The organism is Pseudomonas sp. AF32 (assembly GCF_022342325.2).
In the GTDB taxonomy this organism is placed as follows: Bacteria; Pseudomonadota; Gammaproteobacteria; order Pseudomonadales; family Pseudomonadaceae; genus Aquipseudomonas; species Aquipseudomonas uvaldensis.
In genome coordinates, this window is record NZ_RQJK02000007.1 from 114,150 (window position 1) to 138,749 (window position 24,600).

General features: G+C 60.7%; 22 protein-coding genes. 16 read left to right on the top strand and 6 right to left on the bottom strand.

Annotation, left to right across the window (positions count from 1 at the left end):
* The first annotated feature begins 116 nt into the window (after positions 1-116).
* The 10 genes from EGM97_RS08995 to EGM97_RS09040 all read left to right on the top strand — a co-directional run bounded on the left by EGM97_RS08995 (position 117) and on the right by EGM97_RS09040 (position 11,687).
* On the top strand, positions 117-488 hold the full coding sequence (locus EGM97_RS08995) for a response regulator (RefSeq protein ID WP_238963269.1): 372 nt from the start codon (positions 117-119) through the stop codon (positions 486-488).
* A gap of 77 nt (positions 489-565) precedes the next feature.
* Positions 566-1,858 (top strand): glycosyltransferase, encoded by a 1,293-nt coding sequence (locus tag EGM97_RS09000; protein WP_238963271.1) that lies wholly within the window; start codon positions 566-568, stop codon positions 1,856-1,858.
* Positions 1,859-2,046: 188 nt separating this feature from the next.
* Positions 2,047-2,952, top strand: coding sequence for a helix-turn-helix domain-containing protein (locus EGM97_RS09005; RefSeq protein ID WP_232775639.1), 906 nt, complete (start codon positions 2,047-2,049; stop codon positions 2,950-2,952).
* Positions 2,953-3,136: 184 nt separating this feature from the next.
* Entirely contained in the window at positions 3,137-4,447 is a 1,311-nt protein-coding gene (locus EGM97_RS09010) for an ABC transporter substrate-binding protein (protein ID WP_238963273.1), read from the top strand.
* 183 nt (positions 4,448-4,630) lie between these two features.
* Positions 4,631-5,563: a carbohydrate ABC transporter permease gene (locus EGM97_RS09015; RefSeq protein WP_477788793.1), complete on the top strand. Its 933-nt coding sequence runs from the start codon at positions 4,631-4,633 to the stop codon at positions 5,561-5,563.
* Between the two features lie 10 nt (positions 5,564-5,573).
* Positions 5,574-6,404 carry a carbohydrate ABC transporter permease gene (locus EGM97_RS09020; RefSeq protein ID WP_238963274.1) on the top strand — a complete coding sequence of 277 codons (831 nt, stop codon included), beginning with the start codon at positions 5,574-5,576 and terminating at the stop codon, positions 6,402-6,404.
* A 39-nt stretch (positions 6,405-6,443) separates the two neighbouring features.
* A complete protein-coding gene (locus EGM97_RS09025) occupies positions 6,444-7,547 on the top strand; it encodes an ABC transporter ATP-binding protein (RefSeq protein WP_238963276.1) in 1,104 nt (367 codons plus the stop codon).
* Positions 7,548-7,562: 15 nt separating this feature from the next.
* Complete coding sequence (locus EGM97_RS09030) at positions 7,563-9,044, top strand: mannitol dehydrogenase family protein (RefSeq protein ID WP_238963277.1); 1,482 nt, start codon at positions 7,563-7,565, stop codon at positions 9,042-9,044.
* A 204-nt stretch (positions 9,045-9,248) separates the two neighbouring features.
* Positions 9,249-10,736, top strand: a complete 1,488-nt coding sequence (gene xylB / locus EGM97_RS09035; protein ID WP_238963280.1) for a xylulokinase — start codon at positions 9,249-9,251, stop codon at positions 10,734-10,736.
* 12 nt (positions 10,737-10,748) lie between these two features.
* Positions 10,749-11,687 (top strand): carbohydrate kinase family protein, encoded by a 939-nt coding sequence (locus EGM97_RS09040; RefSeq protein WP_238963282.1) that lies wholly within the window; start codon positions 10,749-10,751, stop codon positions 11,685-11,687.
* 76 nt (positions 11,688-11,763) lie between these two features.
* Here the strand turns inward: EGM97_RS09040 and EGM97_RS09045 are convergent, their stop codons facing one another.
* The 3 genes from EGM97_RS09045 to EGM97_RS09055 all read right to left on the bottom strand — a co-directional run bounded on the left by EGM97_RS09045 (position 11,764) and on the right by EGM97_RS09055 (position 13,961).
* On the bottom strand, positions 11,764-12,042 hold the full coding sequence (locus EGM97_RS09045; RefSeq protein WP_053151562.1) for a DUF1652 domain-containing protein: 279 nt from the start codon (positions 12,040-12,042) through the stop codon (positions 11,764-11,766).
* A gap of 412 nt (positions 12,043-12,454) precedes the next feature.
* Positions 12,455-13,603 carry a PQQ-dependent sugar dehydrogenase gene (locus EGM97_RS09050; protein WP_238963284.1) on the bottom strand — a complete coding sequence of 383 codons (1,149 nt, stop codon included), beginning with the start codon at positions 13,601-13,603 and terminating at the stop codon, positions 12,455-12,457.
* Between the two features lie 19 nt (positions 13,604-13,622).
* Positions 13,623-13,961, bottom strand: coding sequence for a hypothetical protein (locus EGM97_RS09055; RefSeq protein ID WP_238963292.1), 339 nt, complete (start codon positions 13,959-13,961; stop codon positions 13,623-13,625).
* 233 nt (positions 13,962-14,194) lie between these two features.
* Here EGM97_RS09055 and ku point away from each other — a divergent pair, with 233 nt between their 5' ends.
* Positions 14,195-15,085 carry a non-homologous end joining protein Ku gene (ku, locus tag EGM97_RS09060; protein WP_053151552.1) on the top strand — a complete coding sequence of 297 codons (891 nt, stop codon included), beginning with the start codon at positions 14,195-14,197 and terminating at the stop codon, positions 15,083-15,085.
* 33 nt (positions 15,086-15,118) lie between these two features.
* A complete protein-coding gene (gene ligD / locus EGM97_RS09065) occupies positions 15,119-17,113 on the top strand; it encodes a DNA ligase D (protein ID WP_238963294.1) in 1,995 nt (664 codons plus the stop codon).
* An 18-nt stretch (positions 17,114-17,131) separates the two neighbouring features.
* Here the strand turns inward: ligD and lpxO are convergent, their stop codons facing one another.
* Complete coding sequence (gene lpxO / locus EGM97_RS09070) at positions 17,132-18,031, bottom strand: lipid A hydroxylase LpxO (protein WP_238963304.1); 900 nt, start codon at positions 18,029-18,031, stop codon at positions 17,132-17,134.
* A 253-nt stretch (positions 18,032-18,284) separates the two neighbouring features.
* Here lpxO and EGM97_RS09075 point away from each other — a divergent pair, with 253 nt between their 5' ends.
* Both EGM97_RS09075 and EGM97_RS09080 read left to right on the top strand, forming a co-directional pair.
* Positions 18,285-19,871 (top strand): ABC-F family ATPase, encoded by a 1,587-nt coding sequence (locus EGM97_RS09075; protein WP_053151545.1) that lies wholly within the window; start codon positions 18,285-18,287, stop codon positions 19,869-19,871.
* 324 nt (positions 19,872-20,195) lie between these two features.
* Positions 20,196-21,389, top strand: coding sequence for an MFS transporter (locus tag EGM97_RS09080; RefSeq protein ID WP_238963306.1), 1,194 nt, complete (start codon positions 20,196-20,198; stop codon positions 21,387-21,389).
* Here the strand turns inward: EGM97_RS09080 and EGM97_RS09085 are convergent.
* Together EGM97_RS09085 and EGM97_RS09090 are read right to left on the bottom strand one after the other, a co-directional pair.
* Positions 21,383-22,420, bottom strand: coding sequence for an alpha/beta hydrolase family protein (locus tag EGM97_RS09085; protein WP_238963308.1), 1,038 nt, complete (start codon positions 22,418-22,420; stop codon positions 21,383-21,385). The genes EGM97_RS09080 and EGM97_RS09085 overlap by 7 nt on opposite strands.
* A gap of 179 nt (positions 22,421-22,599) precedes the next feature.
* Positions 22,600-23,208 carry an FMN-dependent NADH-azoreductase gene (locus EGM97_RS09090; RefSeq protein ID WP_238963310.1) on the bottom strand — a complete coding sequence of 203 codons (609 nt, stop codon included), beginning with the start codon at positions 23,206-23,208 and terminating at the stop codon, positions 22,600-22,602.
* A 132-nt stretch (positions 23,209-23,340) separates the two neighbouring features.
* On the opposite strand from EGM97_RS09090, the gene EGM97_RS09095 reads away from it, so the two are divergent.
* Both EGM97_RS09095 and EGM97_RS09100 read left to right on the top strand, forming a co-directional pair.
* A complete protein-coding gene (locus EGM97_RS09095) occupies positions 23,341-24,249 on the top strand; it encodes a LysR substrate-binding domain-containing protein (protein WP_238963312.1) in 909 nt (302 codons plus the stop codon).
* Positions 24,246-24,599, top strand: a complete 354-nt coding sequence (locus tag EGM97_RS09100; RefSeq protein ID WP_053151531.1) for an MmcQ/YjbR family DNA-binding protein — start codon at positions 24,246-24,248, stop codon at positions 24,597-24,599. The genes EGM97_RS09095 and EGM97_RS09100 overlap by 4 nt, the downstream gene beginning before the upstream one ends.
* The last annotated feature ends 1 nt before the right edge of the window (position 24,600 follow it).

The following is a 24,600-nucleotide window of genomic DNA, read 5'->3' on the forward strand; positions in this document are numbered from 1 at the left end:
GCTCTTGTACTATAGATCCTTTCTTCCACAGCCCCGGGAACTTGTCCCACCTCGCGACTTACTCATGCATAGGGTCTTTTTTCACTCCCGATTTCATTTTTCCGAGAATAACGATTATGTCCACCGCCGCCCCTGTCACTAACACCACTGTTCTGGTAGTCGAAGATGACGACATCGTCCGCATGCTGATCGTCGATGTACTTGAAGAACTGGAGTATCGGGTGCTCGAGGCGGACGGCTGTGAACAGGCGCTGGAGCATCTGCGCAACCTTGACCAACCCATCGACCTGATGATGACGGATGTCGGCCTGCCGGTGATGGACGGTCGCGAACTCGCCAGACAAGCTCGTTCGGTGCGTCCCGGCCTGCCGGTCCTGTTTGCCAGCGGCTATGCCGAAAGCATCGATGTACCTGACAGCATGGCGGTCATCGGCAAGCCGTTTTCCATCGACCAGCTACGTGACAAGGTCAAGAGCATCCTGCCTTGAGCTGGAGTGAGTTCTTGGTCACTATCGGCGCCCCACGCAGCACCTGCGCCTGATTACCCCTAGGAAAACACCTGCTCATGTCCCATCCCTCCGCCCTCAAGGTCCTGGTCATTGGCTACGTCTGGCCCGAACCCCGCTCATCGGCAGCCGGTGGGCACGTCATGCAGATCCTGGAGACGTTCCTGGGCGAAGGATGGGATATCACCTTCAGCAGCCCCGCTCGCCCCGGCGAGATCCGTGCCGACCTGGTCGCGCTGGGCATCCGTGAGGTGCCGATCGAACTCAACAACAGCAGTTTCGATGCATTCATCCGTGAACTGGCGCCGGATATCGTGTTGTTCGACCAGTTCATGATGGAGGAGCAGTTCGGCTGGCGGGTCGAGAAACACTGCCCCGATGCCCTGCGGTTGCTGGAAACATCCGACCTGCAAAGCCTGCGCCATGCGCGCCATCAGCGCCTGAAAGACCGTTTGAAGGTCGACGATACTGCTCAGGATTTCAGCGATCTTTTTGCACCAGCGCTGCACGACGAATTCCAACGGATGGCCGACACCGAGATGGCGAAGCGGGAAATCGCCGCCTTGTACCGCTGCGATTTGAATCTGATGGTGTCCGAGATCGAAATCGAACTGCTGGTGGAGCATTTCGGACTGCCCCGTAGCCTGCTGCTGTGGTGCCCATTGATGCTGGATCTGCCGGACGCGCCTTTGGCGCCGTTCGACGGCCGGGCGCATTTTCTGAGCATCGGCAACTTCCGCCACGCGCCGAATTGGGATGCGGTGCTCTGGATGAAAAACGCCATCTGGCCGCTGATCCGCCAGCAACTGCCCGGCGCGCAACTGCATCTATACGGCGCCTACACCCCTCCCAAAGCGGCAGCGCTGCACAATCCAGCCCAGGGCTTTCACATCATGAACTGGGCCGAAGATGCCTTGCAGGTCATGTCGGCGGCACGCATCTGCCTGGCCCCGTTGCGTTTTGGCGCCGGCATCAAGGGAAAACTGATCGAGGCCATGCTATGCGGCACGCCCAGTGTCACCACGCCCATCGGTGCAGAAGCCATGCATGACACGATGCCGTGGCCCGGAACGATTGCCACCAGCGCCGAGGGCATCGCCAACGCCGCCGTGCAGTTGTATAGCGATCCGACACGCTGGGCCCAGGCCCAGGATGCCGGCCGTGCGCTACTGGCGAACCGTTACCGCCAGCAGGTTCACGGCCCGGCACTGATCGAAAGTGTCCTCGCCTGCCGCGCCAACCTGGCACAACGGCGTCGGGATAACTTCATTGGCAGCATGTTGCGCCACCACCAGCACAAGAGCACCCAATACATGTCCCAGTGGATCGAGGAGAAGAATCGCCACCTCTGAAGGCAGTTCCTGAATCCCGGCAGTTTTCACCGGCGTGGACTTTTTCGGGCGCATGCCGGTCATAGGCAACGGTATAGGTATCCCCCGCGCCGGACATGGCCAAGCGACCGCCGGATGAGCATCCGGGGTGGCACGCGTCTGGCGAAGGGGGCATTATCCAGCGGCAATAACAATAAAAGCGCAGCCTCATGACCCGAACAGCGAGAGTCAACGACCCCTCCTATGAGTTGATGGATGACCATAACGGACAGTCCATCATTTATCGCCAGCACGGTTTTCCATGCCCGCTGGTGCGCTGGCATTTCCATAAGGAATACGAGCTGCACCTGATCGTCGCCAGTTCCGGCAAGGTGTTCATCGGCGATTACATCGGCAACTTCTACCCGCAGACGCTGTTCCTCACGGGCCCCAACGTGCCCCACAACTGGATCAGCCAGGTGGCCGAGAACGAAGTGGTGCCCAAGCGCGACATGCTGGTGAACTTCACCGACGAGTTGTTCGACAGCGGCCATCAAGTGTTTGCCGAACTCAAGACCATCGCCCCGCTGCTGGAACGCGCCCGTTATGGCATCGAGTTTCGTTGCAAGCGCACCATTCGCCAGGCCACGATCCTGATGCAGCGAATTGCCGACTCCCAAGGCATGAGCCGCCTGGGTTACTTTTTCATTCTGATGGAACTGCTGGCCACCACGGATGACTATCAGTTGCTCTCCGGTGCCACCTCCTCACAGATGGCCGATGAGCACAGCGTTGACCGCACCAACCGTGCCGTGGACTACATCTTCGCCCATTACGCCCGCGAGCTGCCGCTGGAAGAAGTCGCCGAGCACCTGGGTATGAAACCCACTTACTTCAGCCGCGTCTTCAAGCAGGCCACCGGCCGCTGTTTCGTCGAATTCGTCAATCGACTGCGCATCAGCAAATCCTGCGAGCTGCTGGCCGATGGCGACAAACCGGTCACCGACGTGTGCTTCGAGTCGGGGTTCAACAATATTTCCAACTTCAATCGCCGATTCCAGCAACTCAAGGGCATGACCCCTTCCCACTACCGGCGGCTGGCGGTGCAGCGGCTAACGGAGCAGAACCAGGGCTGAGCGCTCAGTTCCCTCATCAATGAGGGCCTCACTCAGTGCAAAAAAGTATCAGAGCAAGTGCTACGGATGATTTGTCACGCCGTCGATTGAAGGCTGTAATCAGCGCACATTCTTCCTTTCATCCGGAAGACAAAAACAATAACTGTCCTTCCGCAGCCTGCCTGGCTCGGAAAAGGAGTGCGCGATGAAACCTTCGGTAAAAGCTCTGCTTGTCTCCACCTGCATGACCCTCAGCAGCGTCAGTTTCGGCGCGCAGACCCTCACCATTGCCACCGTCAACAACAGCGACATGATTCGCATGCAGAAGCTCTCGAAAACTTTCGAAGCCGAGCATCCGGACATCAAGCTGAACTGGGTGGTACTCGAAGAGAATGTCCTGCGCCAGCGCCTGACCACCGACATCGCCACCCAGGGCGGGCAGTTCGACGTGTTGACCATTGGCATGTACGAAGCTGCACTCTGGGGCGCCAAGGGTTGGCTGGAGCCGATGAAGGATCTGCCTGCCTCCTATGACTTGGACGACGTCTTTCCCTCCGTGCGTGACGGCTTGTCCGTGAAGGGCTCGCTGTACGCCCTGCCGTTCTATGCCGAGAGTTCGATCACCTACTACCGTACCGACCTGTTCAAGGACGCGGGCCTGACCATGCCCGAACACCCGACCTGGACCCAGATCGGTGAGTTCGCGCAAAAGCTCACCGACAAGTCCAAGGAGCAGTACGGTCTTTGCCTGCGGGGCAAAGCGGGTTGGGGTGAGAACATGGCGCTCATCACCACCCTCGCCAACGGCTATGGCGCTCGCTGGTTCGATGAGAAGTGGCAGCCGCAATTCAACGGCCCCGAGTGGAAAGACGCTTTGAGCTTTTACGTCGACAACATGAAAAAATCCGGCCCACCCGGCGCTTCCAGCAACGGTTTCAACGAAAACCTGGCACTGTTCAACAGCGGCAAATGCGCCATCTGGGTCGACGCCAGCGTCGCCGGCTCATTCGTGACCGACAAGACGCAAAGCAAGGTGGCTGATCACGTCGGGTTCACCTTTGCCCCACACGAGAAAACCGACAAGGGCACCTCGTGGATGTATTCCTGGTCGCTGGCGATCCCTACCAGCTCCAAAGCCAAGGACGCGGCCAAGGTCTTTACCAGTTGGGCAACGTCCAAGGAATACAGTCAATTGGTCGCCAAGACCGACGGCATCGCCAACGTACCACCAGGCACTCGGACTTCGACCTACAGCGAGGAGTACATGAAGGCCGCGCCGTTTGCCAAGGTGACGCTGGAATCGCTGAAAGTCGCCGACCCGAAGGCTCCGACCCTCAAGCCTGTGCCGTACATCGGCATCCAATTGGTGACCATTCCGGAGTTCCAGGCCATCGGCACCCAGGTGGGCAAGCTCTTTTCGGGCGCACTGACCGGCCAGCAGACCGTGGACCAGGCGCTGACCGCCGCGCAGTCCACCACCGAACGCGAGATGAAGCGCGCCGGGTATCCCAAGTAACCCGAGGCTCCCGCTCTCCGCTGTTTTGTGGGAGCGGGCTTGCTCGCGAACGGGCCGGCACATCCAACATCGATGCGCCTGACGAATCGCTTTCGCGAGCAAGCCCGCTCCCACAAGGGGACCTCTTCTGTGGAGGGTTTCCCAAGTGGATCTTCATAGGCCTGCACAAAACGGTTCAACGCCATGAATACGTCAACGACAACCGCCAAAGCCCCCATCGAGATGGCTCCACCGGCTCGCAAGATCCGCGTGACCAATCCCGGCTGGTTCCTGGTCAGCCCTTCGGTGGCCCTGTTGCTGCTGTGGATGATCGTGCCACTGGGCATGACCGTCTATTTCTCGATGATCCGCTACAACCTGCTCTACCCCGGCGAGAATGAATTTGTCGGGCTGGAGAACTTCACTTACTTCCTGACCGATTCGGGCTTCATGCCCGGCGCCACCAATACCCTGTTGCTGGTGGGCAGTGTGCTGCTGATCAGTGTGGTGTTCGGGGTATTGATCAGCGCGTTGCTGGAGGCCAGCGAGTTTTTCGGCCGCGGCATCGTGCGGGTACTGTTGATCTCGCCGTTTTTCATCATGCCCACCGTCGGGGCTCTGATCTGGAAAAACCTGATCTTCCACCCGGTCTCGGGGATCCTCGCCTCGGTGTGGAAACTGTTCGGCGCCCAACCGGTGGATTGGCTGGCCCATAACCCGCTGCTGTCGATCATCATCATCGTGAGCTGGCAATGGTTGCCCTTCGCGATTCTCATCCTGATGACCGCCATGCAATCACTCGACCAGGAGCAAAAAGAAGCTGCGCGCCTGGACGGAGCCGGTCCGATCGCGATTTTCTGGCACCTGACCCTGCCGCACCTGGCTCGGCCAATTGCCGTGGTACTGATGATCGAAACCATTTTCCTGCTGTCGGTGTTCGCCGAGATCTTCACCACCACCAACGGAGGTCCCGGCTACGCCTCCACCAACCTGGCTTACCTGATCTACAACCAGGCACTGGTGCAGTTCGACGTCGGCATGGCATCGGCCGGAGGCCTGATTGCCGTGGTCATTGCCAACATCGCCGCCATCATCCTCGTGCGGATGATCGGCAAAAACCTCACCGACAAGCACTGAGGCCGCCGCCATGACACTTCAACAATCCCGTCGGCTGCAAAGCCTGCTGTTTGGCACGCTGGCCTGGGCCATCGCGTTCCTGATCTTCTTCCCGATCTTCTGGATGGTGCTGACCAGCTTCAAGACCGAAATCGACGCGTTCGCCACACCGCCGCAGTTCATCTTCATGCCGACGCTGGAGAACTACCTGCACATCAACGAACGCAGCGACTACTTCAGCTTCGCCTGGAACTCGGTGGTGGTTTCCTTCAGCGCCACCGCCCTGTGCCTGCTGATCGCAGTGCCGGCGGCCTACTCCATGGCGTTCTACGAAACCCAGCGCACCAAAGGCACCCTGCTGTGGATGCTCTCCACCAAGATGCTGCCGCCGGTGGGCGTGCTGATGCCGATCTATCTGCTGGCCAAGAACTTTGGCCTGCTGGATACCCGCATCGCGCTGATCATCATCTACACGCTGATCAACCTGCCCATCGTGGTCTGGATGATTTACACCTACTTCAAGGACATCCCCCGCGACATTCTCGAAGCCGCCCGCCTGGATGGCGCCACGCTGTGGCAGGAAATGGTCCGGGTGCTGCTGCCGATTGCCAAGGGCGGCCTGGCGTCTACCGTGCTGCTGTCGCTGATCCTGTGCTGGAACGAGGCCTTCTGGTCACTGAACCTGACTTCGTCCAAAGCCGCGCCGCTGACCGCCCTGATCGCGTCCTACTCCAGCCCCGAAGGGTTGTTCTGGGCCAAATTGTCCGCCGTTTCGACCCTGGCTTGCGCGCCGATTCTGATCTTCGGCTGGATCAGCCAGAAACAACTGGTCCGCGGCTTGTCCTTCGGCGCCGTGAAATAACGCGCCCTACCCAATTAACAAAAAGTGGAGGCCCACCCCATGGCCAACCTCAAGATCAAGAATCTGCAAAAAGGCTTCGAAGGTTTTTCCATCATCAAGGGCATCGACCTGGAAGTGAACGACCGCGAGTTCGTGGTGTTCGTCGGTCCGTCGGGCTGCGGTAAATCCACGCTGCTGCGGCTGATCGCGGGCCTGGAGGAAGTCAGCGACGGCACCATCGAACTGGACGGCCGGGACATCACTGAAGTCAGCCCCGCCAAGCGCGACCTGGCGATGGTGTTCCAGACCTACGCCCTCTACCCGCACATGAGCGTGCGCAAGAACATGTCCTTTGCCCTCGACCTGGCCGGCGTACCCAAGGCCGAGGTCGAGAAGAAGGTCAACGAAGCGGCGCGCATCCTCGAACTGGGGCCGATGCTCGAACGCAAGCCCAAGCAGTTGTCCGGTGGCCAGCGTCAGCGGGTGGCGATTGGTCGTGCCATCGTGCGCAACCCGAAAATTTTCCTGTTCGACGAACCGCTGTCCAACCTCGACGCCGCGCTGCGGGTGCAGATGCGCCTGGAGCTGGCGCGGCTGCACAAGGAACTGCAGGCGACCATGATCTACGTGACCCACGATCAGGTTGAAGCCATGACCCTGGCCGACAAGGTGGTGGTACTCAACGGCGGGCGCATCGAGCAGGTCGGTTCACCCCTGGAGCTCTACCATCAACCGGCGAACCTGTTTGTCGCGGGTTTTCTCGGCACACCGAAGATGGGTTTTCTCAAGGGCAAGGTCACGGCCGTCAGCGCCCAGGGCTGCGAGGTGCTGCTGGACGCAGGCACTCGCATTCAATTGCCGGTCAACAGTGCCAGCCTGAACGTCGGCGCCGCGGTGACCCTGGGGATCCGTCCGGAACACCTGAACCTGGCACAACCGGGCGAATGCACCTTGCAAGTGACCGCCGACGTCAGCGAGCGGCTGGGCAGTGACACTTTCTGCCACGTCACCACCGCTTCCGGCGAAGCCTTGACCATGCGGGTTCGCGGTGACCTGGCGAGCCGTTTCGGCGAGCAACTGAACCTGCACCTGGATGCCGAACACTGCCATTTATTCGATGCCGATGGCGTAGCGCTCACCCGCGCGCTGCGCGCCGCCGCCTGATTACCGAGACGCGTGATGAAACTCAACCGACAAAACCTGCACAACCTCCACCCACGGGTTGCCCTGCCCGCCTATCCGCTGAACGATATCCGCCAGGGCATCGCCCACATCGGCGTCGGCGGTTTCCATCGGGCTCACCAGGCGTACTACACCGATGCGCTGATGAACACCGGCGAAGGCCTGGACTGGGCCATCTGCGGCGTGGGCCTGCGGGCCGAAGACCGCCGGGCCCGGGATGATCTGGCCGGGCAGGACTACCTGTTCACCCTGTTTGAGCTGGGCGATACCGATGACACCGAAGTCCGGGTCATTGGCGCCATCAGCGACATGCTGCTGGCCGAAGACGGTGCCCGGGCACTGATCGACAAACTGGCCGACCCGCAGATCCGCATCGTCTCGCTGACCATCACCGAGGGTGGCTATTGCATCGATGACAGCAACGGCGAGTTCATGGCCCACCTGCCGCAGATCCAACACGACCTGAACCACCCGGACGATCCGAAGACCGTGTTCGGTTTCCTCTGTGCCGCCCTGGCCAAGCGCCGGGCCAATGGCATCCCGGCGTTCACCCTGATGTCCTGCGACAACCTGCCCCATAACGGCGCGGTGACCCGCAAGGCCTTGCTCGCCTTCGCCGCGTTGCGCGACGCCGACCTGGGGCTGTGGATCGACCGCAACGTCAGTTTCCCCAATGCCATGGTCGACCGCATCACGCCCATGACCAGCGTGGCCCATCGTCTGCAGTTGCACGATGAACACGGGATCGACGACGCCTGGCCAGTGGTCTGCGAGCCGTTCGTGCAATGGGTGCTGGAAGACAAATTCGTCAATGGCCGCCCGGCCTGGGAAAAGGTCGGCGTGCAGTTCACCGACGACGTAACGCCTTACGAGGAAATGAAGATCAAGCTGCTCAACGGCAGCCATCTCGCCCTGACTTATCTCGGGTTCCTCAAAGGCTATCGTTTCGTCCACGAAACCATGAACGACCCGCTGTTCGTGCGTTACATCCGAGCCTACATGGACCTGGACGTGACACCGCAACTGGCACCGGTGCCGGGCATCGACCTGAGCGACTACAAGAACACGCTGATCGAACGATTCTCCAACCAGGCCATCGCCGACCAGTTGGAACGGGTATGCTCGGACGGCTCGTCGAAATTCCCCAAATTCACCGTGCCCACCATCAACCGCTTGATTGCCGACGGTGGCGATACCCGGCGTGCGGCGCTGGTGGTGGCGGCCTGGGCGGTGTACCTCAAGGGCGAGGATGAAAATGGCGTGAGCTATTCGATTCCCGATCCGCGCGCCGCGTTCTGCCAGGCGCTGGTGGCCGACGATGCGCTGGTCACCCAGCGGATGCTGGAAGTGGAGGAAATCTTCGGCACAGCCATTCCCCGTTCGGCGGAATTCGTGGCGGCGTTCGAATGGTGCTGCAACAGCTTGCGCGAGCATGGGGTCACACACACGCTTGAGCGGGTGTTGGCTGAGGCGGGCTAGACTGCGCATGCGCAGAGTCTTTCTGTGGCGAGGGGGATTCGTCCCCGCTGGGCTGCGAAGCGGCCCCAAGTGCAACCGGCTTGCGGCGTGCCAGATGGATGTGGAGGGTCGCTTCGCGTCCCAACGGGGATAAATCCCCTCGCCACAATGAGTCACCCTTCGCCACAGGTTGTGTGTCGATTGTTCTTTGATCCGAGGATTTGTATGGCAAACCAGCAGCTGTTCCTGGGCATCGATTGCGGCACCCAAGGCACCAAGGCCCTGATCCTTGATGCAGTCACCGGCCAGGTCCTGGGCCAGGGTGCCGCGGCCCACACGATGATCAGCGGTCCCAATGGCTGTCGCGAGCAGGACACCGGGCAATGGATCGATGCGTTCATCCAGGCGACTCATCAGGCACTGGCCGCCGCCGGCGTGGACGGTCAGGCCGTTCTCGGCATCGGCGTTTCCGGGCAGCAGCACGGTCTGGTGCTGCTCGATGACCAGGATCAGGTCCTGCGTCCGGCCAAGTTGTGGTGCGACACCGAAACCACGCCTGAAAACGACCGGCTCCTGGCACACCTGGGCGGCGAAAGCGGCTCCCTGGAGCGCCTCGGCGTGGTCATCGCCCCCGGCTACACCGTGTCCAAGCTGTTGTGGACCCGTGACGTCCATCCCCAGGTGTTCGCCCGCATCGCCAGCATCCTGTTGCCCCATGACTTCCTGAATCACTGGCTCACCGGCCGTCATTGCAGTGAATACGGCGACGCCTCCGGCACCGGCTATTTCAACGTGCGTACCCGTCAATGGGACCTTGAGCTGTTGCACCACATCGACCCCAGCGGCCGACTGCAATCGGCATTACCGGAGCTCATTGACGCCCACGAACCCGTCGGGCGGATCCTGCCGGCCATTGCCGCACGCCTGGGCATCAATCCCGATGCCGTGGTCGCCAGCGGTGGCGGGGATAACATGATGGGCGCCATTGGCACCGGCAACATTCAGCCCGGCGTGATCACGATGAGCCTCGGCTCTTCCGGCACGGTCTACGCCTACGCCCAGGAGCCGGTGGTCAGCCCGCAGGCCTCGGTAGCCACTTTCTGTTCCTCCAGCGGCGGCTGGCTACCGCTGATCTGCACCATGAACCTGACCAACGCCACCGGCGCGGTGCGCGAGCTGCTGGAACTGGACATCGACGCATTCAACACCCTGGTCACCCAGGCTCCGATTGGCGCCGATGGCGTGTGCATGCTCCCGTTTCTCAACGGCGAACGCGTGCCTGCCCTGCCCCATGCCACCGCCAGCCTGTTGGGCTTGACGACCACCAACCTGAACCGGGCCAACTTGTGCCGCGCGGTGGTCGAAGGCACCACCTTCGGCCTGCGCTACGGACTGGACCTGCTGCGCGCCAACGGGCTCGAAGCCCGGAGCATCCGCCTGATCGGCGGCGGCTCGAAGAGCCCGGTCTGGCGGCAGATCGTCGCCGACATCATGGATACCACGGTCATCTGCACCGAGCAGAGCGAAGCCGCTGCGCTCGGCGCGGCCATTCAGGCAGCCTGGTGTCATTCAGGATCACAGCAAAGCCTGAGCGAACTGTGCCAGCGCTGCGTCAAACTCGACCCGACCAGCGAGACGCGGCCGGTCGCCGAGCATGTCGCAGCGTCCCAGCAGGCCTACGAACGTTACCGACAACACGTCGCAACCCTTTGAGAGCAAGTCATTATGTATCTGGTGTGTGGTGAAGCACTGTTTGATGTCTTCAGTGAAGACGAGGCTGGCGGCCCGGTTTCGCAGGTCAGTTTCAAGGCCATTGCCGGCGGCTCGCCGTTCAATGTGGCGGTAGGGCTGCGACGACTGGGAATGGAGTCGGCCTTGTTCGGTGGATTGTCCACCGACTATCTCGGCCGGCGCCTGCATCAGGTTCTGCTCCACGAAGGTGTCAGCACGACATACCTGGTGGACTTCGATGCACCGACGACGCTCGCGATGGTTGCCGTCGGTGCCAACGGCTCACCCCATTACAGTTTTCGTGGCGAAGGCTGCGCGGATCGGCAATTGAGCCTGGAACATCTGCCCTCATTGGGGCCAGAGGTATGCGGCCTGCATTTCGGCTCGTTCTCCCTGGTGGTGCAACCCATTGCCGATACATTGCTGGCGCTGGCGCAACGGGAAAGCGGCAAGCGCCTGATCAGCCTCGACCCGAACGTGCGACTGAACCCACAGCCAGACATCGAGCTATGGCGCGCCCGGATCGCGACGCTGGTGCAATATGCCGATCTGATCAAGGTCAGCGACGAAGACCTCAGCCTGCTCTACCCCGGGCAAGACCCACAAAGCGTGATCAGAAGCTGGCTCCAGCATCGTTGCCAACTGGTGTTCCTGACCCGTGGCGGCCAGGGCGCTACGGTGTTCAGTCAAGGCCATGGCAGCTGGTCGATGCCCGCCCTCGCGGTCGAGGTTGCCGACACCGTAGGCGCAGGCGACACCTTCCAGGCAGCACTGTTGACTTGGCTGGGCGAGAACGAAATGGATTCGGCCGAAGGCCTTCACGCCCTGACCCGGGACCAGATCAGCGCGATGCTCGACTTTGCGATGCGTGCGGCGGCTCTTACATGCAGCAAGACAGGACCGGACCTGCCGTACCGCCAGCAGCTCGTCTGAGGGATAAAATGAGGAAACGGGACGCTGGGTCTGGGCATGAGCCCAGCCCAACGTCAACGTCACTGACCGGCGTGGCTTACCGTCCGGTCATCCGGTGCTGCTGATGGAAGTAATTACCGGCTCCGTGATTATGCTGGAGTTCGGTGCGTAATTCGGCGATAAGGTCGTTGATTGCCCGGCAGCTGGTGAGCTTGTTGGCATCGATATCGGTCTTGAGCAAAGCCACACGGTCCGTTTCATGGTCGTCGAAGACCTTGATGGTCATCGACAGGTCCGGTGACAAGGTGCATTGCGAGCGCTTGGGCAACAAGCTGCTTTCAATGATGCTTCGCATTTCGAGGGCAGATAAAAACATGGCGACTCTCTCCTGTTGAGGCGTCCAACTTATTTTTTACGGCGACGATACTTCTTCTCCGTTCCTTCCCTGCGGATCTGGGACTACGAAATGTCGTGCCGTTCGTTTTTAGCGTTTCAATCAATAAGTTCTTCAAGTGAACTCTTGGATCATCCCGCAAAAAATATGCCTGCAATTGCCACGTTTCTGCTTGATATAAATCAATCACTTGGCGTGTCAACGCGTAGGCTTCCTCGGGCAAAATGCAAGGAAGCGGCGCGTATCTCTTGCAAACTGCAACAACGCTGATGCGTCGGAAACTAGAGTAGCCCTAATTGCCACTATGAAAACGGGCATCCGTCGGCTGGCAGGAAAAAAGCGATGACAGGTCACCTTTCCAGAGCCGCTCAGTGACTTTTCCTACAAACTCTGGTCACTTGAGTCCCACTTTATAGAGCGCGCCCTCGTCTTCATCCGTCAGCACATACAGGTAGCCATCCGGCCCCTGGCGCACATCACGGATTCGTTCCTTGAGTTCGCCCAACAGGCGCTCTTCGTGAACGACCTTGTCGCCCTCGAATTCCAGGCGGATCAGGTTCTTCGAAACCAGCGCCCCGATGAACGCGTTGCGCTGCCAGGATTTGAAACGGTCGTTGTCGTAGAACGCCATGCCACTGAGTCCCGGTGAAACCTGCCAGACATGGTGGGGGCCACGTGCTCCTTCGACAGTCTTGCCCTGAGCTTCGGGAATCGGCGCACCGGAGTAGTTGATGCCATGGGTCGCCAGCGGCCAGCCATAATTTTTGCCGCGCTCGATGATGTTCAGTTCATCGCCGCCCCTGGGGCCGTGTTCGTTCTCCCACAACGTACCATTCCAGGGATTGAGTGCGGCTCCCTGTGGATTGCGAACACCGTAGGCCCAAATCTCCGGCCGGACGTCTTTCTGGCCGACAAAGGGGTTATCGTTCGGCACCTTGCCGTCAGGGTAGAGGCGCACCACCTTGCCCTGCAGCTTGTCCAGGTCCTGGGCCGTCGGGCGGTCGTTGTTTTCTCCCAGGGTAATGAACAGATAGCCATCGCGGTCAAATACCAATCGCGAGCCGAAGTGGTTGCCGGTGGAAAGTTTGGGCTGCTGGCGGAAAATCACGTCGAAATTCTCCAGCCGCGTCAGGTCTTCGGACAATTGCCCTCGACCTACCGCGGTGCCGGCCTTGCCGTCCTCGCCGCCCTCGGCATAGGACAGATACACCGTACGGTCCCGATTGAAGTCCGGCGACAACACCACGTCCAGTAAGCCGCCCTGGCCATTGGCCCAGACCTCTGGCACGCCGCCCAACGGCGCCGACACCTGCCCGTCGGGGCTGACCAGGCGAAGGTTGCCCGGTCGCTCGGTCACCAGCATGCCTCGCTGCCCCGGCAAGAATGCCACCGACCAGGGGTGCTCCAGCCCCTTGGCCACGGTGGTCACCTCCACGGTGCCCTCCTCGCTTTTGAATAACTGGACCGGGGCGGCAAAGGCCGGTATGGCAAGTGTCAGGACAGCGCTGGTGCCGAGCGCCGCCAGGAATGTTTTACGCACCATGCACATTTCCTTCTGTGGTCTATCGATTGTCGTTCGGGCCCCTGGGAGGCGTATTGGATTCAATGGTCGGCCTGGGCGAACCCGGCGCAGGCCCCGAGCGAGGATAACCGTTGCCGATACCACCGTTTTCCAGGGTGGGCGGCCGGGGCACGGGGACTGTCGGGTTGTTGCGAATCGTCGGTACGTTGGGCTGGGTGCCCTGCATACTGTTGGGGTTCGCCCGGCGTATCGGATTGCTGTAGGGGTTGTTGTTGCCTGGCAGGTTCTGGGCAACGACCACAGCCCCAGGACCTGGCGCGGCGGCCTGGACGGCGCTGGCCAGCAATAGCGTGGAGATAGCGAGTATCAGCCTGTGCATTGGGTATCTCCTGCGTCGCGAAATCGCTCAGATATATCGAAAGTACGCTACGCCACAGGTTCGTGGTTTTTTTAATAAATGGTAAGTAAATGTTAGGCAAATGATCGGACGCAGATGTTACGAGGCATCTGCGCACGAGCCTGAGCCACCCGCCGGCAGCGTTTTCCATGGAAACTTTTGCCAAGGCGCAAAGGTCACCAGAGAGACTCTTCATCGGTAAGGAAAACCCCTCCATGGCACGGGCAATCTGGAAAGGCGCAATCAGTTTCGGGCTGGTCCATATTCCCGTGGCGCTGGTGTCGGCGACGTCCTCCCAGGGGGTGGATTTCGATTGGCTGGATAAGCGCAGCATGGACCCGGTGGGCTACAAGCGGGTCAACAAGGTCACCGGCAAGGAAGTGACCAAGGAAGACATCGTCAAGGGTGTCGAGTACCAAAAAGGCCAATACGTGCTGCTCAGCGAAGAGGAAATCCGCTCCGCCCACCCCAAGTCCACCCAGACCATCGACATCTTTTCCTTCGTCGACAGCGAAGCGATCCCGCTGCAAAACATCGATACACCTTACTTCCTGGCCCCCGACAAACGCGGCGGCAAGGTCTATGCGCTGCTGCGCGAGACCTTGATAAAGACCAACAAGGTAGCCCTGGCCCATGTCGTACTGCATACCCGCCAACACTTGGCGGCGCTGATGCCGTTGGAGTCGGCCCTGGTGCTGGTGATGTTGCGCTGGCCGGCCGAAGTGCGCGACCTCGACATCCTGGAGTTGGGCGATGAGGTGACTCACCCGACCCTGGCCAAGGGTGAGCTGGAAATGGCCAAGCGCCTGGTCGAAGACATGAGTGGCGATTGGGATCCCCAGCAATACCGGGACAGTTTCGAGGACAAGATCATGGAACTGGTGGAGAAAAAGGCCAACGAGGGCCGCCTCGAAGCCGTGGAAACCGACCCGGGCGAAGAGCAACGCAAGACCGCCGATGTCATCGACCTCACCGAACTGCTCAAGCGCAGCCTGGGCAGCAAAGGCAAGGCGGCCGACAAGCCCGGCGGAAAAAACGCCGAGAAACCCGCCAAGCCTCGTAAATCCGCGCCTGCCAAAAAAGCCACCAAGGCTTCCCGGGGCTAGTCCCCCGGCGCCAGCACTGCAAGGGAAACTGTCATGGTCATGGCCGAAAATGAACACGCCCGATTGCCCGATACCGAACCGGACGAAACAATGGCTCGACCCGACAATAGACTGGACCGGATCGCAGTACCCGCTCGCTTACCTGAACGCCTGTCCCCGCAACTGGCCACGCCCGTGGAGGAACCACCGCCTGGCGAATGGCGTTATGAGGTCAAGTTCGATGGCTATCGACTGTTGGCCCGCATCAGGGGCGGCGAAGTCCGACTGTTCAATCGCAATCATCAGGATTGGACCGAACGCCTCCAATTACACGCCGATGCCCTGGCTGCTCTGAATCTGGGGGATAGCTGGCTGGACGGTGACCTGGTGCTGCTGGACGATACCGGTCAATCCGATCTTGCCGCCCTGCGGCAAGCCTTTGAAATCGGCCGCACCGTGGACATGGTGTACTTCCTGTTCGACGCTCCGTTTCTCAACGGCAAGGACCTGCGAATGCTCGCGGTGGAAGAGCGGCGTGCGGCGCTGAAAAAAGCCCTGGCGAACAACGCAAGCAAGCGCCTGCGGTTCTCCGAAGCGTTTTCCGCCAGCCAGGATGAGATTTTCGAGAGCGCCGCCGCCCTTTCGCTGGACCGCGTGATCGGCAAACGCCTGGGCAGTCCTTATGTATCCCGGCGCAGCACCGATTGGATCAAACTCAAGTGCCGGTTGCGCCAAGCCTTCGTCATTGTCGGTTTCACCCGCCCGAAAGGCACGCGCAGCGGTTTCGGTGCGCTGCTACTGGCAGTCAACGGACCGGACGGGCTGGTGTATGCCGGCCGGGTAGGCACAGGGCTCACCCGATCGCAGCTCAAGCAGTTACATGAACAACTCCAGCGCCATGAGCGTAATGCCTCCTCCCTGAGCAAACCACTCAATGCCAGCCAGGGTCGCGGCGTACAGTGGGTCGAGCCGACCCTGGTGTGCGAAGTCGAGTTCGCCGAATGGACCCGCGGCGGCCTGGTGCGCCAGGCGGCTTTCCTCGACCTGTTGACCGATACACCGGCCAGCAAAGTCGTTCGCGAGCAAGCCCTGCCGATAAAGGCCACGGCACCTGAATCCAAACGCGGCGGCAGAAAGCGCTCGGTGGAAGTCAGCGGCGTGAAAATCACCCATCCCGAGCGAGTCATCGACAGTGTCAGTGGGGTCGAGAAAGTAGAATTGGCGCAATACTACGCCGACATCGCGTCATGGATTCTGCCCCATCTGAAGCTGCGACCCGTTGCCTTGCTGCGAGCGCCGGACGGCATCGGCGAAGAGCAGTTCTTCCAGAAACACGCCGACCGCCTGGAAATCCCCCATATCAGGCAACTGGATCCGCAACTGGATCCGGGTCATGCAGCCCTGATGGAAATCGACAGCGCCCAGGCGCTGATCAGCGCGGCGCAGATGGGTACGGTGGAACTGCATACCTGGACCGCGACCCACGACCGGATCGAAACACCCGATCTGTTCGTCCTCGACCTGGACCCCGATCCGTCGCTGCCTTGGAGCGCCATGCTCGACGTGACCCGCATGACACTCTCGCTGCTCGATGAACTGGGGCTGCAAGGGTTCCTCAAGACCAGCGGCGGCAAAGGCATGCACATCATCGTGCCATTGGCACGGAGTGAGGGGTGGGACATCACCAAGGCATTCGCCAAAGCCATTTCCCAGTTCATGACCCGGCAGATGCCACAACGGGTCACGGCGACCATGGGGCCAAAAAACCGCGTCGGAAAAATATTCATCGACTACCTGCGTAACGCCCGGGGCGCCAGCACGGTCGCGGCCTATTCGGTGCGCGCCCGACCGGGCCTGCCCGTGTCAGTGCCCATCGCCCGGGCCGAACTCGATGGGCTGCGCAACGCCCAGCAGTGGGACATCCATACGGCACTCGAGCGGGCCAGGAGTCTGGGCGCCGATCCGTGGTCAGGTTACAACCATCGCCAACGGATCACGGCCAGGATGTGGGAACAACTGGAAGCAGAGAAACCCGGGATTGAAACGTAGCGGCACAGCGGGAACGGTTCAGATCCAGACGAAGATCGCCAACAGCCCGCCGAAGAACGCCCACTTTTGCAGGTAATACAAGGTGCGGTTGCGTTTCTTCAGCGCCTTGCCTTGAAGACGGATCCTGTAGAGTCTGGAAAATGCCCGGTTCAGCCCGCCGGTCTTGTCGCCGGCATCGTTCGGCGCGCCGGCGGCGGCCATCACGGTGCGACTGAACCAGCGATTGAAGGCGGTGGCCCAGCGGTATTTCAACGGTCGTTCCACGTCGCAAAACAGAATGATGCGATTGTCCGACGTCGTGTTTTCGGCGTAATGAATGAACGTCTCGTCAAACATCACCGCCTCGCCATCGCGCCAATGGTACTGCTCGCCATCGACATTGATGTAACAACCGCTGTCGTTAGGGGTTTCCAGGCCCAAGTGATATCGATAGGAGCCGGCATAAGGATCGCGATGACGCACCAGCTTCGAGCCCGGCGGCAACTCGGCGAACATTGCCGCCTTGATCGATCCGATGCCTTGCACCAGCTCGGTGGTGCGGGGACACAGCTTCATGGCCGAGGGATGGCTTTCGCCGTACCACTTCAGATAGAACCGCTTCCAGCCCGTCTTGAAGAACGAGTTGAAACCCACATCGTCGTATTGATTGGAACGTTTGATCTCGCCGGCTTGCAGCAGGCTCAGGCCTTCGGCGCGAATTTCCTCCCAGTGTGCCTGCAATGGGCTCAGGTCCGGAAAGTGCGCCGGGTTCAGGAAAGGCTTGTTGGGCAGCTTCGAACACAGATAAAGCAGGCAGTTGATGGGGGCAAGAAAGGACGAGTGGTCGCTCAACTGGCGCCCGAGCTTATGCCGCACGCGTCCGCGCAGGTGCACATAGCCGATGGAAAGAATGTAGATCGCAGCAATGATGAGTTTCACGCGATTCGTCACACAACTGGAGTGAAGGGACTGCTCCTTGCCGATCAGGAACCGGAGGACGTTCCCTGGCCAGCCAAGGGGCAAAAAGGGTGGCATCAACAGAGATGGCATTTTAGCCACAGTTTGTAACTGAAAGTTACCCTCAATTGTGAAAAACTGTCATGCCCAGGCAACACCCTATCGTTAACGCGGCCAGATCAGTACAATCGCCGCCCCAATCATGCGCCCCTTTTCGCCGATTCCGGATAACCCCTTGATTTCTACAGCTAACATCACCATGCAGTTCGGCGCCAAGCCGTTGTTCGAAAACGTTTCTGTCAAGTTCGGCGCGGGCAATCGCTACGGCTTGATCGGCGCCAACGGTTGCGGCAAGTCGACCTTCATGAAAATCCTCGGCGGCGATCTCGAGCCGTCCGGCGGCCAGGTGATGCTCGAGCCGAACGTGCGCCTGGGCAAGCTTCGCCAGGACCAGTTCGCCTACGAGCAATTCAGCGTGATCGATACCGTGATCATGGGCCACGAGGAGCTGTGGAAGGTCAAGGCCGAGCGTGATCGCATCTACTCGCTGCCGGAAATGACCGAAGAAGACGGCATGGCCGTGGCCGAGCTGGAAACCGAGTTCGCCGAAATGGACGGCTATACCGCCGAATCTCGTGCCGGTGAGCTGTTGCTGGGCCTGGGCATTCCGCTGGCCCAGCATTTCGGTCCGATGACCGAGGTGGCGCCAGGCTGGAAGTTGCGAGTGTTGCTCGCCCAGGCCCTGTTCTCCGATCCGGAAGTGCTGTTGCTCGACGAACCGACCAACCACCTGGACATCAACACCATCCGCTGGCTGGAAAACATCCTCACGGCGCGTAACAGCACCATGATCATCATTTCCCACGACCGGCACTTCCTGAACAGCGTCTGCACCCACATGGCCGACCTGGACTACGGTGAACTGCGCCTGTTCCCGGGCAACTACGACGAGTACATGATCGCGGCGACTCAGTCCCGCGAGCAGTTGCTGTCGGACAACGCCAAGAAGAAAGCCCAGATCGCCGAACTGCAGACCTTCGTCAGCCGCTTCTCGGCCAACGCCTCGAAAGCCAAGCAGGCCACTTCCCGCGCCAAGCAGATTGACAAGATCCAGTTGGCCGAGGTCAAGCCGTCGAGTCGCGTGAGCCCGTTCATCCGTTTCGAGCAGACCAAGAAGCTGCATCGCCAGGCAGTCACCGTCGAACGCATGTCCAAGGGCTTCGACGGCAAGACCCTGTTCAAGAACTTCAGCTTCACCGTCGAAGCCGGCGAGCGTGTGGCGATCATCGGCCCCAACGGTATCGGCAAGACCACCCTGCTGCGCACCCTGATGGGCGAACTGGTGCCGGACAGCGGCTCGGTGAAATGGACCGAAAGCGCGGAGTTGGGCTACTACGCCCAGGACCATGCCCATGACTTCGAAGACGATGTCAGCCTGTTCGAGTGGATGGGCCAATGGACCCAAGGCGAACAGATGATCCGCGGCACACTGGGCCGCATGCTGTTTTCCAACGACGAGATCCTCAAATCCGTCAAGGTGATCTCCGGCGGTGAACAAGGCCGCATGCTGTTCGGCAAGCTGATCCTGCAGAAGCCGAACGTGCTGGTGATGGACGAACCGACCAACCACCTGGACATGGAATCCATCGAAGCGCTGAACCTGGCGCTGGAGAACTATCCGGGCACGCTGATTTTCGTCAGCCACGACCGGGAATTCGTGTCGTCCCTGGCGACCCGCATCATCGAACTGAGCGCGGACGGCGTGGTGGACTTCAGTGGCACCTATGATGACTACCTGCGTAGTCAGGGTGTGATGTTCTAAGACGATTCAGCGCTGTAATGAAAAGCCCTGTCCAATGTGACAGGGCTTTTTACATCTCAAGCACACAAGTACTTGTGGGAGCGGGTTTGCTCGCGAAAGCGGTGTTTCAGAGTCAGGGTCAGTGTTGGACGTGCCGCCGTCTTCGCGAGCAAGCCCGCTCCCACTCTGGTTCGGAGTACGCCCGGAATCCATACTCACCGCAGCTCCCCACAGGTCATTGATGTGTCTTCAGTGTCTAGCCGCACGTTTAGTTAGCCTGCTTTCTTTTATTGCCACCTCGCGCCATGATGGAGCTCTCTCCCCCGCTGCCCGCGAACGAGCCCCATGTCAAAGCCTCAAGCCGCCCCCGGCTCCCTGTCGATCACTCTGCAAATCATCTCCATCGTGTTCTACACCTTCATCGCTTTCCTCTGCATCGGCCTGCCGATTGCGGTGCTGCCGGGCTATGTCCACGAGCAGTTGGGCTTCAGTGCGGTGGTGGCCGGGTTGACCATTGGCTCACAATACCTGGCGACGCTGCTCAGCCGGCCCATGGCCGGGCGGCTGTCGGACAGCATAGGGACCAAACGGGCGATCATTTATGGTCTGTCGGGGATTTTGCTCAGTGGTGTGCTGACGTTGATCTCGACCTTGCTGCAAAGCCTGCCTCTGATGAGCCTGATCATCCTGATTGCCGGCCGTTTGTTGCTGGGCGTGGCCCAAGGCTTGATTGGCGTGGGCACCATCAGTTGGTGCATGGGCCAGGTCGGTGTCGAGCACACGGCCCGCTCGATCTCCTGGAACGGCATCGCCTCTTATGGGGCCATCGCCATTGGCGCGCCGCTGGGCGTGATCATGGTGGGAGATCTGGGCTTCGCCAGCCTGGGGATCGCCTTGTCGCTGCTGGCGGGGGCAGCGTTGCTGCTGATTCGCAACAAGCCGTCAGTGCCGGTGGTGCGCGGCGAACGCCTGCCGTTCCGGGCCGTGTTCGGTCGTATCGCGCCCTACGGGACGAGCCTGTGCCTGGCGTCGATCGGCTATGGCACTCTCACGACCTTCATTACCTTGTTCTACCTGAGTCGCGGCTGGACCGGCGCGGCCTGGTGCCTGACGGTCTTCGGCGTCTGCTTCATCCTGTCGCGATTGCTGTTCATTTCCAGCATCGGCCGTTTCGGTGGTTTCAACTCGGCCATCGCTTGCATGGGCATCGAAACCCTGGGCTTGGTGCTGCTGTGGCTGGCGCCTTCCACGGCCTTCGCCCTGATCGGCGCGGGGCTGGCCGGTTTCGGGCTGTCATTGGTCTATCCGGCGTTGGGCGTGGAGGCCATCAAGCAAGTGCCCAATACCAGTCGAGGCGCCGGACTGAGCGCGTATGCAGTATTTTTCGACCTCGCCCTGGCGATTGCGGGCCCCTTGATGGGCGCGGTGGCGTTGAATCTGGGTTATGCCTGGATTTTCTTCAGCGCAGCGCTGCTGTCGATCCTGGGTTTGGGCTTGACCTTGCTGCTGCGTCAGCGCGCCGGAAAAAACGCTTACTGATCCGCTGTCCGCATGCCGGCGCGGCTCGGCTTACCCAGGGCCTCGCTGAAAAAACGGCCCGCTTCGGAAATCATGGTGCGATGAATGTCCTTGCGGTCGACCCCATCGGCATCGGTGCAAAGTGCTGGCATCGCGGCAATCTGCTCGTCGGTGCACGGCGCCAGGAACACGAAGTGCCCTGCTCCGGCCAGTGTCTTGAAGTCCGGCGCGGTGGGCAGCTTGCGGGCCAGGGCCGCGGCGTTCTTGTCGAAAGCCACCAGCTTGTCGCCATCGCCGCTGTACAACAACACCGGCACATGGACATCGGCCAGGGTATGGCGACCGAACTTGAGACTCAACGGGGCCATCAGCAATAAAGCCCGGACTCTGGGATCGGCCACCGGTTGCAGGTCGTCGCGGTCAGCAATCAGTTCGCCATGGGTATCGCAGGCGTCATGGTCGTCCGGCCGCTCCTGGCAATACCGTCGCAGCCGATTGAGGTCCGGCGTGGCCCCGGACAGAATCAGTGCAGTCTCGCCACCGGCCGAATACCCGATGACCCCCACCTGTCCGGCATTGACGAACGGCGACAACATCGGATCGTTCAGCGTCGCGGTAATGGCTTCGGAAATCTGGATGGGCCTACCGTAAAGGTTGCTCAAGGTGCCCAGCCTGCTGTGATCCTGGACGTTGTCGCCTGGATGGATCACCGCCACCACCACGAACCCCTTGCGTGCCAGTGACGTCGCCAGGTCATGCAGGGCCAAAGGTGTACCGGTGTTGCCGTGAGACAGCATCAGCATCGGGAAGCGGCCGATGGCGATCTGGGCGTCCGGGGCGGCATCGATCTGGTAGCCCCCCAACTGGCTGGTTTGCTCCCTGGCGGTGGACGGATAGAAAGCAATGGCACGCATCGGCTGATGGTCCAGCGGATCGAGAAAGCTCAGCTCATGGAAACCGGCACTCCAATGGGGATGCAACGCCGGTGCAGCCTGCACCGTCATCAGGCTGCCGAGCAAACCAAGCAGTAATCCTGCACCAAGACGTGTCATTAACGCTTCCACCTTCACCAGCGAACAGGAAGGCCCTGTCGCTCGCCACTCTGGCCTGCATGTCGCGCGCCAAGCATGACGCCGGAAACACGAAAACCCTGCATCCGACCCTCCTCGAAGGATCAGGATACAGAGTTTTACGAAGGTTGCCCGCAAGGGCAGGACTTTTTACCCAGGCCTTACGCCGCGGCGAACTGCTCGCCAATCTGCGCCTTGGCTTCGGCCATAGCCTTGGTACGCATGTCATCACCGTAAGCCAGACCTTCGGCGCGGACGATCTCAATGTCGGTGATGCCAAGGAACCCGAACATATGCGTGAGGTATTGCTCATGACCCACGCCGCTCGGCTGACCGGCGTGCAGGCCACCGGCCGTGGACACGATCACCAGCTTCTTGCCGCCGCACAAGCCTTGCGGGCCGGCTTCGGAGTAGGTGAACGTCTTGCCGGCCACCGCAATGCGATCGATCCAGGCCTTGAGCTGGGTCGGAATGGTGAAGTTGTACATCGGTGCAGCGAGAACCACCGCATCCGCCGACAGGAATTCATCCAATGTCGCGGCGCTGAGATTAGCCTCATGCTGCAAGGCAGCGTCGCGCAGCTCGGCGCTGGTACCTGCAGCGACCAGGGTCTGGGCAGAGAAGTGGCTGATGGCGTCGGCGGCCAGGTCGCGATAGGTCACGACCACATCAGGGTCGGCAGCTTTCCAGGCCTCGACCACTTCGCGGCTCAATTGGCGGGAAGCGGAGTTGTCGCCGAGGATGCTCGAATCGATGTGCAGAAGTTTCATATGCATGCTCTCCAAATGAGGGATCGCTACCAGGCGACCGATTGACGAGAATCCTACCGATGAAACCAATAGCTGATTAGTCGACATTAATGCGATAGTTCGTTCCACTGACAGGACAATCGAGCCCGCGACATGCAAGACCTCAACGATCTGTACTACTTCGCCAAAGTCGTCGAAGCCGGCGGTTTCGCGGCTGCCGGACGCACGCTGGGCATTCCCAAATCGAGGCTGTCCCGCCGTATCGCCGAGCTGGAGGAACGCCTGGACGCTCGCTTGCTGCAACGCACCACCCGCCAGTTGAAATTGACCGCCGTCGGTGAACGTTATCTGCGCCACTGCCAGGCGATGCTATTGGAAGCCGAAATGGCCGACGAAGCGGTGGCGAGTATGACCAGCGCACCGCGCGGCCGGCTACGCGTCTCCAGCCCGGTAGGCCTGGCCCATGAGATGCTGGCGGGACTGGTGGCCGAGTTCCTGGAAAAATTTCCCCAGGTGCAACTGGAGATGATTCTGGTCAATCGTCGCGTGGACCTGGTGAGCGAGGGCATCGACGTGGCGTTGCGCGTGCGTGACCTGGGGGACGAGGACCCATTGCTGATGACCCGACGGTTGCGCCAGGCACGATTGATCATGGTCGCCAGCCCGGCATTCGTCGAAGGACGCCGGATCGAGACCCCCGAAGACCTCAAGCAACTGCCCGTATTGGGGGCGCTGGAAACCGATCGCCTGGTGCATCTTCGCCTGCTCAACGACGATGGGCAAAGCGTCGAAATGGCCCTGGAAGCACGCCTGGGCATCGACGATTTCATCGTTCGCCGCGCCTGCGCCCTCGCCGGCCTGGGCTTTACCCTGTTGCCAAGCATGTATTGCGAGGAGGAATTGAGGGACGGCAGACTGGTGCAATTGTTGCCGGGATGGTCCTTGCCCGTCGGCTGGCTCCAGGCGGTCTATCCCCATCGACGGGGCCTGCTGCCGGCCGTGCGTGCCTGGATCGACCACCTGGTGGAAGCATTCAACCGTTGCGGAGACAGGACACTATGAGTTTGAGCGAAGAGGACGTCGCACGGTTCTGCCTGGGCTTGCCCGGCGCCCGGGAAGATTACAAATGGGGCGGCGTGCGGGTGTTTTCCATCGCCGGGAACAAGATGTTCGCCTTGCAGGGCCTGCGCAGCGACTCCCTGGCGTTCAAGGTCGACAAGGATTTGTTCCTGGGGCACTGCGACCGGCCAGGGATACACCCGGCCCCGTACCTGGCACGCGCGCAATGGATCATCATGCACACGCCCTACCCCTTGGGCGCCGAAGAACTGCGCAGCCTGCTGCAACGCTCCCACCAGTTGGTGGTCAGCAAGCTGCCCAAGCGCACGCAGGTGGGCCTGCTGCTGCCCTGAC

Excerpts from the sequence above, each read along its gene's own strand:
- EGM97_RS08995 (WP_238963269.1), top strand. The coding sequence starts at position 117 with ATGTCCACCGCCGCCCCTGTCACTAACACCACTGTTCTGGTAGTCGAA.
- EGM97_RS09000 (WP_238963271.1), top strand. The coding sequence starts at position 566 with ATGTCCCATCCCTCCGCCCTCAAGGTCCTGGTCATTGGCTACGTCTGG.
- EGM97_RS09005 (WP_232775639.1), top strand. The coding sequence starts at position 2,047 with ATGACCCGAACAGCGAGAGTCAACGACCCCTCCTATGAGTTGATGGAT.
- EGM97_RS09010 (WP_238963273.1), top strand. The coding sequence starts at position 3,137 with ATGAAACCTTCGGTAAAAGCTCTGCTTGTCTCCACCTGCATGACCCTC.
- EGM97_RS09015 (WP_477788793.1), top strand. The coding sequence starts at position 4,631 with ATGAATACGTCAACGACAACCGCCAAAGCCCCCATCGAGATGGCTCCA.
- EGM97_RS09020 (WP_238963274.1), top strand. The coding sequence starts at position 5,574 with ATGACACTTCAACAATCCCGTCGGCTGCAAAGCCTGCTGTTTGGCACG.
- EGM97_RS09025 (WP_238963276.1), top strand. The coding sequence starts at position 6,444 with ATGGCCAACCTCAAGATCAAGAATCTGCAAAAAGGCTTCGAAGGTTTT.
- EGM97_RS09030 (WP_238963277.1), top strand. The coding sequence starts at position 7,563 with ATGAAACTCAACCGACAAAACCTGCACAACCTCCACCCACGGGTTGCC.
- xylB (WP_238963280.1), top strand. The coding sequence starts at position 9,249 with ATGGCAAACCAGCAGCTGTTCCTGGGCATCGATTGCGGCACCCAAGGC.
- EGM97_RS09040 (WP_238963282.1), top strand. The coding sequence starts at position 10,749 with ATGTATCTGGTGTGTGGTGAAGCACTGTTTGATGTCTTCAGTGAAGAC.
- EGM97_RS09045 (WP_053151562.1), bottom strand. The coding sequence starts at position 12,042 with ATGTTTTTATCTGCCCTCGAAATGCGAAGCATCATTGAAAGCAGCTTG.
- EGM97_RS09050 (WP_238963284.1), bottom strand. The coding sequence starts at position 13,603 with ATGGTGCGTAAAACATTCCTGGCGGCGCTCGGCACCAGCGCTGTCCTG.
- EGM97_RS09055 (WP_238963292.1), bottom strand. The coding sequence starts at position 13,961 with ATGCACAGGCTGATACTCGCTATCTCCACGCTATTGCTGGCCAGCGCC.
- ku (WP_053151552.1), top strand. The coding sequence starts at position 14,195 with ATGGCACGGGCAATCTGGAAAGGCGCAATCAGTTTCGGGCTGGTCCAT.
- ligD (WP_238963294.1), top strand. The coding sequence starts at position 15,119 with ATGGTCATGGCCGAAAATGAACACGCCCGATTGCCCGATACCGAACCG.
- EGM97_RS09080 (WP_238963306.1), top strand. The coding sequence starts at position 20,196 with ATGTCAAAGCCTCAAGCCGCCCCCGGCTCCCTGTCGATCACTCTGCAA.
- EGM97_RS09085 (WP_238963308.1), bottom strand. The coding sequence starts at position 22,420 with ATGACACGTCTTGGTGCAGGATTACTGCTTGGTTTGCTCGGCAGCCTG.
- EGM97_RS09090 (WP_238963310.1), bottom strand. The coding sequence starts at position 23,208 with ATGAAACTTCTGCACATCGATTCGAGCATCCTCGGCGACAACTCCGCT.
- EGM97_RS09095 (WP_238963312.1), top strand. The coding sequence starts at position 23,341 with ATGCAAGACCTCAACGATCTGTACTACTTCGCCAAAGTCGTCGAAGCC.
- EGM97_RS09100 (WP_053151531.1), top strand. The coding sequence starts at position 24,246 with ATGAGTTTGAGCGAAGAGGACGTCGCACGGTTCTGCCTGGGCTTGCCC.